Here is a 14,209-nt window from a genome sequence, read left to right on the forward strand (position 1 = left end):
CCAAAAATGTCACCCTCCGAAGCCCCCATCACCCCCGAAGTCGAAGCCGATCTGCGTATTGCCAAGCGCGGATGCGATGAGTTGCTGGTCGAAGCCGAATTCGCCCGCAAGCTGGCCCGCAGCCGCGCCACCGGCGTGCCGCTGCGCATCAAGCTGGGGCTGGACCCGACCGCGCCGGACATCCACCTGGGCCATACCGTGGTGCTCAACAAGATGCGCCAGTTGCAGGACCTGGGCCATGAGGTCATTTTCCTGATCGGCGACTTCACCTCGACCATCGGCGACCCCAGCGGCCGCAACAGCACCCGCCCGCCGCTCACGCGCGAGCAGATCGAGGCCAACGCCAAGACCTACTATGCGCAGGCCAGCCTGGTGCTGGATCCGGCTCGCACCGAGATCCGTTACAACTCGGAGTGGTGCGACCCGCTGGGCGCGCGCGGCATGATCCAGCTGGCGTCGCGCTACACCGTGGCGCGCATGATGGAACGCGAGGATTTCACCAAGCGCTTCAAGGGCGGCATCCCGATCTCGGTGCATGAATTCCTGTACCCGCTGATGCAGGGTTACGACTCGGTGGCGCTGAAGTCCGATCTGGAGCTGGGGGGCACCGATCAGAAGTTCAACCTGCTGGTCGGCCGCGAGCTGCAGAAGGAGTATGGGCAGGAGCCGCAGTGCATCCTGACGATGCCGCTGCTGGTCGGCACCGACGGCGTCGAGAAGATGTCCAAGTCCAAGGGCAACTACATCGGCATTTCGGAGTCGCCCGATTCGATGTTCGGCAAGCTGATGTCGATTTCCGACACGCTGATGTGGCGCTACTTCGAGCTGCTGTCGTTCCGCTCGCTGGAAGACATCGCCGCGCTGCGCCAGGAGATCGACGGCGGCCGCAATCCGCGCGACGCCAAGGTCATGCTGGCCCAGGAAATCATCACCCGTTTCCACTCGGCCAAGGCGGCCGAGGACGCCCTGGCCGCGTTCGAGGCGCGTTTCCGCGACGGCGCGATTCCGGAGGACATGCCCGAGGTCAGCATCGGCGGCGCGCCGGTCGGCATCCTCAAACTGTTGCGCGAGGCTGGCCTGGTGGCTTCGGGTTCCGAGGCGCAGCGCAACGTCGAGCAGGGCGGGGTGCGCGTCAATGGCGACCGGGTCGAAGACAAATCGTTGCAACTGCCTGCGGGGACTTACGTGGTCCAGGTGGGCAAGCGCAAGTTCGCGCGTGTTAAGTTGAACCCATAATCGCGAAGATTTTGATACGCTGGAGGGACGTTCAAGGCTGGGATGCCTTCGCAGCACTTCAAGGAGCACGACATGAAACTTTCGAGTTTGTCTTTTTCCGATAACGAGTCGATTCCGGAGCGCTACGCCTTCGGCAAGATCGATGCGCAATCGCACGTCGCGCTGGCTGACAACTACAACCCGCAGTTTTCCTGGGACGACGTCCCGGCGGGTACGCAGTCGTTCGCCTTGATCTGCCACGACCCGGACGTTCCCTCCAAGCCCGACGACGTCAACCAGGAGGGCCGTGAAGTGCCGGCCGACCTGCCGCGGGTCGATTTCTTCCATTGGGTGCTGGTCGACCTGGCGGCCGACATGCGCGAGATCGACGAAGGCGCCTTTTCCAGCGGCATCACGCCGCGTGGCAAGGGCGGCCCGCTGGCGCCGCTGGATGCCCGCCAGGGCATCAACTCGTACTCGTCCTGGTTCGCCAACGACCACGACATGAGCGGCGACTATTTCGGCTATGACGGCCCATGCCCGCCCTGGAACGACGCACTGGTGCACCGCTACGTGTTCACGCTGTACGCGCTGGACGTCCATACGCTGAACCTGCAGGGTTCGTTCACCGGCGAGGACGCGCTGCGCGCCATCCAGAAGCACGTGCTGGCGCAGGCGTCGCTGACCGGCACCTACACGCTCAACCCGAAGCTGGCGCCCAAGCAGATCGGGGCGACCTCGGCGTCCTGATTCCTCGCGATCAGCAAAAAGGGCCGCATCAATGCGGCCCTTTTTTATTTCCCGGCCATCCGCCGGATGCGCGGCGCCTTCAGGCGCCGGCGCGTTTCAGGCGCAGCAGCGCCACGCCGAAGGCGACGAACACCGAGCCCACTGCCCGGTTGATCCAGCGCAGCGCGCGTGGCTGCTGGAACAGGCGGCGGGCGCGGCGCGCCAGCAGGCCGTAGGCCAGCAGCGATGGCAGCGACAGGCCCATGAAGATGCCGGTCAGGATGAAGAACTGCGGCAGCAGCGGCTCGGCCGCGTTCAGGAACTGCGGGAACAGTGCGGTGAAGAACAGGATGGGCTTGGGATTCAGGCCGGCCACGAGGGTGGCCTCCAGGTACAGCGCCAGCGCGCCGCGCGGCGGGCGGCCCTGGCTGTCCGGCGGCAGCGCGGCCACGCTGCTGCGGCCCAGCAGGTGGCGCAGGCCCAGGTAGATCAGGTAGGCGGCGCCGGCGATCTTGAGGAGGGCGAACAGCAGGGCGGACGATTGCAGCACCACGCCCAGGCCCAGCATGGCGGCGCCGGACAGCAGGAACAGGCCGGTGATATTGCCCAGCGACGACGGCAGCACGGCGCGCAGGCCGCCGGCGGCGCCATTGCGCATGGCAAGGATGCTGGCGGGGCCAGGGGTGACGACGCTGACGGCGGCGACCAGGGTGTAGGCGAGCAAAGTCTGGGTTTGCATGAAAGTTTCTCAAGTCGGATTGAGAGGGTTTTCCTGCCACGGACGGATCGCGGAAATTTCGCGCCCTTGGCGGGAATTTTGCCGCCATTCGGGGCATTTTGGCGACAGGGGAAGCGGCGGTACGCGGTAAACTATTCGTCATTATCCGGGTTTACCCACCCGGGCGCAGTTTTCTCCTCTCTTACCGCCTCAGGAACCCCCCGTCATGTTTGACCGCAACCTCACCCTCTCCAAGGCTGACCCGGACGTCTGGGCCGCCGTCCAGAAGGAAGACGTTCGCCAAGAGCAGCACATCGAGCTGATCGCTTCGGAGAACTACGCCAGCCCGGCCGTCATGGAAGCCCAGGGCACGCAGCTCACGAACAAGTACGCCGAAGGCTACCCGGGCAAGCGCTACTACGGCGGTTGCGAATACGTCGACGTGGTCGAGCAGCTGGCCATCGACCGCCTGAAGCAGATCTTCGGCGCCGAAGCCGCCAACGTGCAGCCCAACTCGGGTTCGCAAGCCAACCAGGGCGTGTACATGGCCGTCCTGAAGCCGGGCGACACCGTGCTGGGCATGAGCCTGGCCGAAGGCGGCCACCTGACGCACGGCGCGTCGGTCAACGCCTCGGGCAAGCTGTACAACTTCATCTCGTACGGCCTGGACGAAAACGAAGTCCTGAACTACGCCCAGGTCGAGCAGCTGGCCAAGGAACACAAGCCCAAGCTGATCGTCGCCGGCGCCTCGGCCTACGCCCTGCACATCGACTTCGAGCGCATGGCCCGCATCGCCCACGACAACGGCGCGCTGTTCATGGTCGACATCGCCCACTACGCCGGCCTGGTCGCCGGCGGCGCGTACCCCAACCCGGTGCCGCACGCCGACTTCGTCACCTCGACCACGCACAAGTCGCTGCGCGGCCCGCGCGGCGGCGTCATCATGATGAAGGCCGAATACGAGAAGATCATCAACTCGGCCATCTTCCCCGGCATCCAGGGCGGTCCGCTGATGCACGTCATCGCCGGCAAGGCCGTGGCCTTCAAGGAAGCGCTGGAACCCGAATTCAAGACCTACGCGCAACAAGTGGTCAAGAACGCCAAGGTGCTGGCCGACACGCTGGTCAAGCGCGGCCTGCGCATCGTTTCGGGCCGCACCGAAAGCCACGTCATGCTGGTGGACCTGCGTGCCAAGGGCATCACGGGCAAGGAAGCCGAAGCCGTGCTGGGCCAGGCTCATATCACCGTCAACAAGAACGCCATCCCGAACGATCCGGAAAAGCCCTTCGTGACCAGCGGCATCCGCCTGGGCACGCCGGCCATGACGACCCGCGGCTTCACCGAAGCCGAGGCCGAGCTGACGGCCAACCTGATCGCCGACGTGCTGGACAACCCGCGTGACGAAGCCAACATCGCCGCCGTGCGCGCCAAGGTCAATGAGCTGACCTCGCGCCTGCCGGTGTACGGCAAGAAGTGATGCGGCGGCGGATCTTTCCCGCCGGCACATGACGAGGACGGCTCCGCAAGGGGCCGTCCTTTTGTTTTCGGGCCAATGGCGCTTGCGCGCCGGCGGTCATCGTGGCAAAAATAATAGGGACGAATTTGTCATAGTCGCCACGGATCGACTGTCGCCTCGTTACAATGTGGGCGAATTATTGCTTTCCGTGTTTTCAGGGATCACACATGCGGTGTCCATTTTGCGGCAACTCCGAAACGCAGGTCGTCGACAGCCGTGTCTCGGAAGAGGGCGACGCCATCCGTCGCCGGCGCCGCTGCCAGTCCTGTGACAAGCGCTTCACCACCTACGAGCGGGTGGAGCTGGCGATGCCGTCCGTGGTCAAGCGCAACGGCAGCCGCAGCGACTACGATCCCGCCAAGCTGCGCGCCAGCCTGAGCCTGGCGCTGCGCAAGCGCCCGGTCAGCACCGAGGACGTGGACGCCGCCGTCGCCCGCATCGAGGAACAACTCCTGGCCAGCGGGCTGCGCGAAGTGGCTTCCGGGCATATCGGCGAACTGGTCATGAACGAGCTGCGCAAGCTCGACAAGGTGGCCTACGTGCGCTTTGCGTCGGTGTACAAGAGCTTCGAGGACATCGGCGAATTCGTCGAGGCGATCCGCGAGATGCAGGGGCCGGTGCTGCCCGCCAAGCTGCGCAAGGAATGAGGGCGCCGCGCGGCGCCTGAGGGGCGCGGATTGACTCGCAAGGCGCGCTACAGCGCGGGTGTCCGCGCCATGCTGGGCGTCTGCGGCTGGAATCGGCGCCACACGCGGCGCAGGTGCTGGGCCGAGCCGAATCCGGATTTCTCCGCTACCATCTCCAGGTTCAAGCGGGTTTCGCGCAGCATGTCGCGCGCCAGCGCCACGCGTATCTGATACAGGTAGTCCATCGGCGTGCAGCCGGCGTGCTCGCGGAACAGCCGCGTCAGGTGGCGCGAACTGGTGTGGGCCTGCTCGGCCAGCGACTGCGCCGACCACGGCGCCGCCGGGTTGCGCACCACCGCGTCCTGGACCCGGTGCACACCGGGATGCATGTGGTTGCGGTGTTCCAGCCAGGGCGACAGGGCCGAGTCGGTGCCGGCGCGGCGCTGGTAGACCACCATGTCGCGCGCCACTTCACTGGCCACGCGCGGGCCGCAGTGGCGCGACACCATGTGCAGCGCCAGGTCGATGCCGGCGGTGATGCCGGCGCTGCTGACCAGGTTGCCGTCTTCGACGAAGATGCGGTTGTCGTGCAGCCGGGCGGACGGATCCATGTCGGCCAATTGCGCCAGGCAGCTGTGGTGCGTGGTGCATTCGCGCTGGCGCGTCAGGCCGGCCGCGGCGGCGAACAGGGCGCCGGCGCAGACGGTCATCAGCGTGAAGCCGTCGACCGGATGGCGCGCCGCCAGCCAGTCGATGATGACGCGGGCCTCGGGCTCGTCCAGGCGGATGTGCTTGCCCACCACCCCGGACACGATCACCAGCGCCTCGGGCGGCAGCTTCTGGGGCAGGGGCTGGATCCGCGCCAGGTGCAGGCCGGGAATGCCGCTTTCCACTTCGGTCGAGGGGCCGCAGAAATGCTGCGCGAAGGCGTCCGGGCACAGCTTGTTGGCAACCCGGAACGCCTCGGCCGGCCCGGCCACGTCGAGCAGCACGATTCCCCGCGGCAACACGAAGTACACGGGAATCATGGCGGCGTGTCCTTATTGCGCGTCGGCGAAGACGTCGGCAGCGCGGGCGATGCGGGCAAAGCGGCCCTGCAGCACAAGTTCGGTGGCGTCGCGGATCTCGGCCGGCGTGTAGTGCTTGCCCGACGGACTCTGCATGGCGAAAGTCAGCGTGGCGTCGGTCGGGAACACCACCTTGAAGCCGTCGTCGCTGGCATGGCGGGTGGTGGTCTCGCAGCACTGTTCGGTGCGGATGCCGCTGACGATGACGCCCTCGATGCCGTGCTTGCGCAGCCAGTCCCGCAGCGTGGCGCCGTCGGCGTCCTTGGCGTAGAGGGAGGAATGCACGGTCTTGTGGAACACGGCGTCGGGCTCGATGCGCAGTTCCTTCAATGTCTTGACATGGCCGGAGGCCAGCGAGAATGGGTTGGCTGGATCGTTGGCGGCGCTGGTGTGAAACACCTGCAGCACCGGGATGTCGCGGGCACGGGCGGCGTCGATCAGGCCCTGGAGTTGCGAGACGAATGCCGGATATTCCGACTCGTCCCAAAACGGACGCTGGCGGAAGGAATCCTGGACGTCGATGACGATCAATGCTTGTTTCATGGCGGCGGGCTCCGTGCCTTGGAATTTCGAGAGATACGTGGCGTATTGTGGGCCTGCCCCGGCGGCGGGGCGAGGCCGTCCCGAGACCAGCATCGGCCCAAAACGGACATGACTGCCGGGCCGCTTGAACGATCATAGCGCGCCGGCGCGGAACGGCAAGCGCGGCGTGCCGGCGATCCGCCGCGGACATACAATCCGTGCATGATGAAGAACCCCAGCGAATCCGACGACCTGTCCTGGATGCGGCGCGCCCTGGCCCTGGCGCAGACCGTCATGTACTCGACCGCGCCCAACCCCCGGGTGGGCTGCGTCATCGTGCGCGATGGCCGCGTGCTGGGCGAGGGCGCCACCCAGCCTCCCGGCGGCCCGCATGCCGAAGTGTGCGCGCTGCGCGACGCGCAGGCGCGCGGCGAATCGGTGGCGGGCGCCACCGTCTACGTCACGCTGGAGCCGTGCAGTCATTTCGGCCGCACGCCGCCCTGCGTGGACGCCTTGCTGGCGGCCGCGCCGGCGCGGGTGGTGGTGGCGATCGGCGATCCCAACCCGCTGGTCAATGGCAAGGGGCTGGCGCGCCTGCGCGAGGCTGGTATCGCCGTCACCACCGGCATCTGCCGCGAAGAGGCGCTGGCCCTGAACGCCGGTTTCATTTCGCGCATGAGCCGGGGGCTGCCGTGGACCTGGCTCAAGATGGCGACATCGCTGGATGGCCGCAGCGCCCTGCATAACGGCCTGTCGCAATGGATCACCGGCCCCGAGGCGCGCGCCGACGGGCATCTCTGGCGCGCGCGCAGCTGCGTGGTGCTGACCGGCATCGGTACCGTGCTCAAGGACGATCCGCAACTGACCGTGCGCAGCGTGCAGACGCCGCGCCAGCCGCGCCGGGCGGTGGTCGACGGGCGCTTCGAGATTCCCGAGGACGCGCGCCTGTTCGACGGCGGCGAGGTCATCGTGTTCACGGCGCGGGTCGACGCCGCCAAGCAGGCGCGGCTGGAAGCCAGGAACGTCCGCGTGGTGTCGATGCCCGCCGCCGAGCCCGACCGCGTGGACCTGCCGGCGATGATGCGCTGGCTGGCCGCGCAGCAGTTCAATGAAGTCCACGTCGAGGCCGGCGCCGGTTTGAGCGGCGCGCTGGTGGCGGCCGGCTGCGTCGACGAGCTGCTGATATATATGGCGCCGATGTTGCTGGGCGACGCCGCCGGCGTGGTCAGGCTGCCGCTGCTGGAGCGGCTGGACGCCGCCCCGCGCTACGAATTCATCGAGGCGCAGCGGGTGGCGGCAGACCTGCGCGTGCGCGCCCGGGTGCCGGAGCATTGGCGCGGACTGTTGCGGCGGGTCGAATTGCCCGCCGTTCAGACGCCCTAGCGCTTGCCGCCGCGGGCCGCCGGGGTGGCGCTGCGCCAGGCCCACAGCGCGGCGCCGAGCGCCGCCAGCGCAAGCAGGCCGCCGGCCAGCAACAGGCCGGGATGCTGCTGGCGCGCGCGCTCCCAGGCTTTCCATGCCTGGATGTAGTGAAAGCGCGCGGCCGATTGGAAGTCCGGTTCAGGGCATTCGCGGCCGAAGGTGTCGCTGAAGGGCACCCGGGCGCCCTGGTCCACGTAGCGCAGATAGATGGCGGAGGCGCGTTCCGGCGTGTCGTCGATGACGTAACGCGCGCCGCGGCACAGCACGGCGGCGAAGGCCTGCGAGCGGCTGGGCAGTTCGTCGGCCGCCTTCATCGCGTAGTCGGCGGCGATCTGGCGGTAGTGGTAGCGCACGTTGGGGCGCGCCTCGCTGGCGGCATAGCGCTTGCGTTCTTCCTGTGTCACATAGGGGCCCGGCAGGTCGGCCTCGGCGCGCTGCAACGGGGTATCCAGCGGCATGCCGGCGTCGGCGCGGGCTTCGCGCCACCACGGGTTGGCGTCGCGACCCGCGCCGGCTGAATAGTTGCCGTCATAGACGGCGTAGTCCGGGCCCTGTTCATAGCCCATGATGCGGATGCCGTCGCGGCGCGCCAGCGTTGCCGCCTGGTACCAGGCCTGGGCACGGGCGGTGCGGCCCCAGGCGCTGCCCGCCGTCCGCAGGGCGTCGCCGTACCGGGCGGCGCGCTGGCGCACGTCGGACTCCTGGATCTTCCATGCGTCGTCGTCGTAGCCCCCGCTGGCAAAGCGCGGATCGGAATCGGCCGGAAAGTAGGGCAGGGCCTCGGCCACGCGGCCCTCGCGCACCAGGCGCCGCGCCAGCAGCTGGCGCAGGCGGTCATGCGCGGGCGGGGGGTTCAGGCGGCTCCATTGATAGAACTGTTCGGGCGTATAGCGGCTGAAGCCGGCCGGACGCGCAGGCGCCGGCGCGGGCGGCGGCAGGCGGTCGACATAGGCCTTGAGCTCCTCGGTCGTGAGCACGCGTTCGGCCACGTAGGCGGCGTCGTTCCAGTAGGGCGACAGGGGCCAGCCTTCATCGTCCGGGTTGGCGCCGTCGCGGGTCGCGGCGGCGCGGTACAGCTGGTCCAGCGCTTCCACGTACTGGCCGCGTGACAGCGACAGCACGCCTTGTTCGGCCTTGAGCAGGGAGGCCGATCCAGGTTCGAGACTGCCATCGGCCCGCGGGAATGCCGCGATCGCGCGGGCATAGGCCTGGGCGGCGAGTTCGTTGTCACCGCGGCGGATGGCCAGTTTGGCGCGCACCCACCAGGCCAATGCCGTGTCGAGCCGCTCGGCCAGGGTCTGGGCGAGATCGTAGCGGCCCACGCGATAGGCCAGCGCCGCGACCCGATCGGCATCGGCGATGCGTTGCGGGTCCTGGGTCTGCAACGCGGCCACGAGCGATTGCAGCGCCGGGTTGGGCGCGACGTTGGGCGCGCCGCCGGCGGCATCGGCCAGGCTCAGGCGGCCGGTCTGTTCGAAGTTGGCGAACGGGTCGCGGGCGCTGTCCGGCTTGCCGTCGACGATATCGCCGATACGGGCCAGGCCATACGCCACCAGCAGGCGTTGGCCCACCGGGTCGTCGATCAGGCGGCCGGCTCGCGCCGCCGAGGCCAGCGCCCAGTCGGCGATCAGGCGCAGCGATTCGCGCCCGCTGATCGAGTCGCGGGCGGCCTGGGCGGCGTACAGGCGCACCGCCTGATGCAGGTTGGCCGGGGCGATGGCGTCCAGGCAGGGCGTTGCATTGACCACGTCTTCATACGCGCATTGTCCCAGGCTGCCGGTCAGCGACAGCCGCGCCTGCTGGCCGTAGCTGGCAACGGCCAGGCCGAGCGGATCGGGCGCGCCTTGCAGCGCCATCTCGCGCACGCGCGCATAGTCCTGCGCCGCCGTGCCCGGGTTCCCGGTTTCGGCCAGCATGTAGGCGGCCCAGACGCTGCGCGTCGCCGCCTGCTCGGCGGGCAGCGCCAGGATTGCCCGCAGGCGCTGGCGCGCCCGTTCCCAGCGCTGCTCGTGCGGGGCCTGCGGCGCTGTGTGGTAGTCGACCGCGGCCGCGGCATAGAGGCGGACCGCTTCAGGCAGGCCGGCGCCCGCGGCGTACGCCTGCTCGCCGTCCGGACGGGTGCGCATCAACCGCAGCTGGTCGAGCTGTGCCGGGGTGAGCGCGGGGTCGTAGGCTTCCGGGATGGCGTCGGAGCGGTAGCTGCCGTCCGGCAGCAGTGGTGATTCATTGGCGCGCAGCGAGTCCGTGGCGGGGACCAGGCGCATCGCCTCGTAGGCGAACGAATTGGCGGGCGTGCCCTGCAGCGTGCCGGCGCGGTCGTCCAGCAGCTGTGGCGGGAAGTCGGGACCGCAGGCAATGACGATGCCCGCGCCGGCCAGCAGCAAGGCGGCGATCAGCGATTTACGGTTGTACATGGAAGCTCGGGGTTGCGGCGTCACAGCGGATCCATCCTATGGCGCGTTCGGCGCCGGCGCGCAGCAGGCCATCCCGCGCGCGCCGAAGATACCCGCCCTGCCGATCATATTCAAGGGTGTAGCCGTTGATGCCGTCGGCGGCGCGGCAGCGGGCGTCCAGCCTGACGATGAAGGGCAGCGGCGCATCGGTGTTGCCACGGTTGGACAGCAACACGTCGCGCGCGCCGCCCGGCCCTGGCGCAGCGGCCGCGACCGCGAGCGCCGGCGTCAGGGGGTGGCGCGCCAGCACCGCGCGCCAGGTCGGCAGGCTCCAGGCGCGCGTGTCCGCCTGGGTCGGCAGGCGGAACCAGGCGATGCCCGCCAGCCCGGCCGGCCGATCGCGGTCGAGCGTGGCGACAAAGGCCGCGATGGTGTCGGGCGCGACCAGCAGTTCCGCCGAACGGCCGCCCGGTATCAACGCAGGCCGTTCGCTTTCGACGGCGACGATCTGGCCTTGTTCGTCCCACGCGACGCGGCTGCCGTAGGCTGGCAGCGCCACCCGCCAGGGCTTTGCGGTGCGGTCGGCGTAGGCAGCGAGCCAGGCGCGCGCGCGCCTGGCGTCGAACAGCGACCCTTGCGCCGGATTCAATACGGCGTGGACCTGCAGCACGGTTTCGTCCGGCACCGCCAGCAATTCGGTCAGCGCGGCGCTTTCCAGCCAGGTGGGCAGGGCGGTGATGGACAGCCGCAAGTCCTGCGGCAGGCGGGCCTTGAGCTTGGCCAGCAGCGCGGTGTAGGCCGGTAATCGCGCCGTGGGGCAGTCGTAGTCGATCTCCAGGCCGGCCAGCGTGATGCCGGCGCCGCGCCAGGCCGAGAGCAGGGCGGCCGCGCGCGCGTCGATGTCGGCCTCGCTCAGGGCGCCGAAGCGACCGTCGAGCCGCAGCACCAGCACGACGGGACGCCCGGTTGCCGCCAGCGCGGCCAGGTCGGGCGTTGCCTCGAACCAGGCGCCGTCGGCGCGCAGTTCGGCCGCCAGCACGCGCCACGCGCGCAGCATGTCGGCGCTGTCAGCCAGTGCGTGGTTCAGCGCGGGCGTCCAGCGCCGCTGCCAGACGTAGGCATCGTTGGGCAAGGGAGGGGCGTTGCGTTCGCAGGCTGCCAGCAGCAGCAGTCCGCACAGAACCGCCAGACGCCAACAGCGCATCGACGCGCGGGCGATGCGCGGCCGGTCCGGGACAGGGCGCGGGCGTGGCAACATGATGTGCGGACGGTGTTTGAAAAAGCGGCGCGCGGCGGCTGCGGCGGTTGCGTGATTCTATCCTTGACGGCGCCAGGGGTATTAGCACTCTCATGTCTTGGCTGCCAATCGATGCCGCGATAGCGCAGCGCGATCGAGTCGATAGCGTTTGCCCGCGCGGCTTGCGGCGTGATCGCAGCAAGTTTGAGAGCGATTCCCCGACGCCGCTCCAAGGGTTGTCGATTGGTATTTTTTTACCGTGACGCCCCAAATGAATTGCCACAAAACCGTCAATTGGGCTTAAGCTAGGCCATGACTTGGCGCTACGCGCTCATGGCCCGATCCATAACCCGCCACGCGCCCTCGTCACCACGGATTCCAGTGTCGCGTACCGGCGCTTTCACACACCGGACCGATACTTGCTGAACGTAGTCGCTTTGCGCCGTTCAGACCGTTCGCTGCCATCGCATAGCGAACGCACCGGACCTGTTGTCCGGATCATAAGAATCCACCGGGATATCTCATCCCTTCAAATCATTGCTGACCATTTCATGCGTGGCTGCATCCTGCGCCCGTTCTACAGCAATATGCTGAAGGCGTACGAGTGAACTTATTCACGTTGGTTGCAATCCCTGACGGAACTTGTGTCCGAACGGTGCAGCCTAAACGGAAAGGGCCCGATCGTGCTCTTGGTTGATGTGTGGCGAAAGCAACATACGACCGTGCCGAAATTGCTTATAGCGCGTTGACCCTAGTCACGCTGAAGCACTGAGGCACACAATGGGGACACGTAGGGACGTCATGGCTTTTTCGCGTGTTGTAGGAGGTTTCCGTGCAAAACATCGTCGAAGGCTTCAAGTCGCAGTATGCAAGAGAGCAGGAGTCGGAACTTTCCCTCGAGGAATATCTGAACCTCGCCAAGCGTGACCCGATGGCATATGCCAGCCCCGCTGAGCGCATGCTGGCGGCGATTGGCGAACCTGAAATCGTGGATACGCGCAACGACCCACGTCTTTCCCGTTTGTTTTCCAACCGGACCATCCGACGCTATCCGGCGTTCCAGGAGTTCTACGGCATGGAGGACGTCATCGGGCAGATCGTGGCGTTCTTCAAGCACGCCGCGCAGGGACTGGAAGAGCGCAAGCAAATCCTCTATCTGCTAGGGCCCGTCGGCGGCGGCAAGTCGTCCATCGCCGAACGCCTCAAGGTGCTGATGGAGCGCTTCCCCATCTACGCGCTCAAGGGCTCGCCGGTGAACGAGTCGCCGCTGGGCCTGTTCCATCCGGAACGCTTCGGCGACACGCTCGAAAAGGAATACGGCATTCCGCGCCGCTACCTCACGGGCATCATGTCGCCGTGGGCGGTCAAGCGGCTGAAGGAGTTCGACGGCGACATCTCGCAGTTCCGCGTGGTGCGCCTGAACCCGTCGGTGCTGCGCCAGGTGGCGATCGCCAAGACCGAACCGGGCGACGAGAACAACCAGGACATCTCGTCGCTGGTCGGCAAGGTCGACATCCGCAAGCTCGATCGCCATTCGCAGGACGACCCGGACGCCTACAGCTATTCCGGCGGCCTGTGCCTGGCCAACCAGGGCCTGCTCGAGTTCGTGGAAATGTTCAAGGCGCCGATCAAGATGCTGCATCCGCTCTTGACGGCGACCCAGGAAGGCAACTTCAAGGGCACCGAGGGTTTCTCGGCGATCCCGTTCAACGGTTGCATCCTGGCGCACTCGAACGAGTCTGAATGGCAGACCTTCCGCAACAACAAGCACAACGAGGCGTTCCTCGACCGTATCTATATCGTCAAGGTGCCTTACTGCCTGCAGGTCTCGGAAGAAGTCCGCATCTACGAGAAGCTGCTGCATCACAGCTCGCTGTCGACGGCGCCGTGCGCGCCGGGAACGCTGGACATGATGGCGCAGTTCTCGGTGCTGACCCGGCTGAAGGAGCCGGAGAATTCCAGCATCTACTCGAAGCTGCGCGTCTATGACGGCGAAAGCCTGAAGGACGTCGACCCGAAGGCCAAGGCGTTGCAGGAGTACAAGGACTACGCCGGCACCGACGAGGGCATGAACGGGGTCTCGACACGCTTCGCGTACAAGATCCTGTCCAGCGTCTTCAACTACGACCAGACCGAGGTGGCGGCCAATCCGGTGCACCTGATGTACGTGCTGGAGCAGCGCATCGGGCGCGAGGACTATCCGGAGGAAATCCGCCGGCGCTACCTGGAGTTCATCAAGGGCTTCCTGGCGCCGCGCTATGCCGAGTTCATCGGCAAGGAGATCCAGACGGCGTACCTCGAGTCGTACTCGGAGTATGGCCAAAACATCTTCGACCGCTACGTCACGTTCGCCGACTGCTGGATCCAGGACGAGGAATTCCGTGACCCGGAAACCGGCGAGAGCTTCGACCGCAGCGCCCTGAACGACGAACTGGAGAAGATCGAGAAGCCGGCCGGCATCGCCAATCCGAAGGACTTCCGCAACGAGATCGTGAACTTCGTGCTGCGGGCGCGCGCCAACAACAACGGCCGCAACCCGACCTGGACCAGCTATGAAAAGCTGCGCGAAGTGATCGAGAAGAAGATGTTCTCGAACACGGAAGACCTGCTGCCGGTGATCTCGTTCAACGCCAAGGCGTCGGCCGAGGACAAGACCAAGCACCAGAGCTTCGTCGACCGGATGGTGGAGAAGGGCTACACGGAAAAGCAGGTCAGGCTGCTGTGCGAGTGGTATCTCCGTGTGAGGAAGTCTTCCTGAGCGAGG

The 14,209-nt window shown here is 67.1% G+C and carries 11 protein-coding genes; 6 read left to right on the top strand and 5 right to left on the bottom strand.

The genetic code is table 11. The annotated features are described in order from the left end of the window. Positions 1 to 6: 6 nt before the first annotated feature. Both tyrS and AT699_RS03385 read left to right on the top strand, forming a co-directional pair. The gene (tyrS, locus tag AT699_RS03380; RefSeq protein WP_024067702.1) at positions 7 to 1,236 is read left to right on the top strand and encodes a tyrosine--tRNA ligase; all 1,230 of its coding nucleotides are present in this window, start codon (positions 7 to 9) and stop codon (positions 1,234 to 1,236) included. Between the two features lie 72 nt (positions 1,237 to 1,308). Further along, positions 1,309 to 1,965: a YbhB/YbcL family Raf kinase inhibitor-like protein gene (locus AT699_RS03385; protein ID WP_006388648.1), complete on the top strand. Its 657-nt coding sequence runs from the start codon at positions 1,309 to 1,311 to the stop codon at positions 1,963 to 1,965. A gap of 79 nt (positions 1,966 to 2,044) precedes the next feature. Here AT699_RS03385 and AT699_RS03390 read toward each other — a convergent pair whose 3' ends face one another. Then, the gene (locus tag AT699_RS03390) at positions 2,045 to 2,683 is read right to left on the bottom strand and encodes a LysE family translocator (protein WP_006388649.1); all 639 of its coding nucleotides are present in this window, start codon (positions 2,681 to 2,683) and stop codon (positions 2,045 to 2,047) included. A gap of 205 nt (positions 2,684 to 2,888) precedes the next feature. Between AT699_RS03390 and glyA the strand changes: the two genes are divergently transcribed. Both glyA and nrdR read left to right on the top strand, forming a co-directional pair. Beyond that, a complete protein-coding gene (glyA, locus tag AT699_RS03395) occupies positions 2,889 to 4,139 on the top strand; it encodes a serine hydroxymethyltransferase (RefSeq protein ID WP_006388650.1) in 1,251 nt (416 codons plus the stop codon). A 206-nt stretch (positions 4,140 to 4,345) separates the two neighbouring features. Continuing rightward, positions 4,346 to 4,825, top strand: a complete 480-nt coding sequence (nrdR, locus tag AT699_RS03400) for a transcriptional regulator NrdR (protein WP_006388651.1) — start codon at positions 4,346 to 4,348, stop codon at positions 4,823 to 4,825. 47 nt (positions 4,826 to 4,872) lie between these two features. Here the strand turns inward: nrdR and AT699_RS03405 are convergent, their stop codons facing one another. Continuing rightward, positions 4,873 to 5,832, bottom strand: coding sequence for a GlxA family transcriptional regulator (locus AT699_RS03405; RefSeq protein ID WP_024067703.1), 960 nt, complete (start codon positions 5,830 to 5,832; stop codon positions 4,873 to 4,875). 12 nt (positions 5,833 to 5,844) lie between these two features. Then, complete coding sequence (locus AT699_RS03410) at positions 5,845 to 6,414, bottom strand: cysteine hydrolase family protein (protein WP_024067704.1); 570 nt, start codon at positions 6,412 to 6,414, stop codon at positions 5,845 to 5,847. A gap of 240 nt (positions 6,415 to 6,654) precedes the next feature. Here AT699_RS03410 and ribD point away from each other — a divergent pair, with 240 nt between their 5' ends. After that, positions 6,655 to 7,776, top strand: a complete 1,122-nt coding sequence (gene ribD / locus AT699_RS03415) for a bifunctional diaminohydroxyphosphoribosylaminopyrimidine deaminase/5-amino-6-(5-phosphoribosylamino)uracil reductase RibD (RefSeq protein ID WP_109421483.1) — start codon at positions 6,655 to 6,657, stop codon at positions 7,774 to 7,776. On the opposite strand, the gene AT699_RS03420 is transcribed toward ribD, so the two are convergent. Both AT699_RS03420 and AT699_RS03425 read right to left on the bottom strand, forming a co-directional pair. Further along, positions 7,773 to 10,229, bottom strand: a complete 2,457-nt coding sequence (locus AT699_RS03420; protein ID WP_024067707.1) for a hypothetical protein — start codon at positions 10,227 to 10,229, stop codon at positions 7,773 to 7,775. The two genes, ribD and AT699_RS03420, sit on opposite strands and share 4 nt — an antisense overlap. Continuing rightward, a complete protein-coding gene (locus tag AT699_RS03425; RefSeq protein WP_054499707.1) occupies positions 10,216 to 11,412 on the bottom strand; it encodes a DUF3142 domain-containing protein in 1,197 nt (398 codons plus the stop codon). Before AT699_RS03425 ends, AT699_RS03420 begins: the two co-directional genes overlap by 14 nt. 874 nt (positions 11,413 to 12,286) lie before the next feature. On the opposite strand from AT699_RS03425, the gene AT699_RS03430 reads away from it, so the two are divergent. Next, positions 12,287 to 14,203, top strand: a complete 1,917-nt coding sequence (locus tag AT699_RS03430; RefSeq protein WP_373862832.1) for a PrkA family serine protein kinase — start codon at positions 12,287 to 12,289, stop codon at positions 14,201 to 14,203. Positions 14,204 to 14,209 lie beyond the last annotated feature (6 nt).

The organism is Achromobacter xylosoxidans, assembly GCF_001457475.1.
Lineage (GTDB): Bacteria > Pseudomonadota > Gammaproteobacteria > Burkholderiales > Burkholderiaceae_B > Achromobacter > Achromobacter xylosoxidans.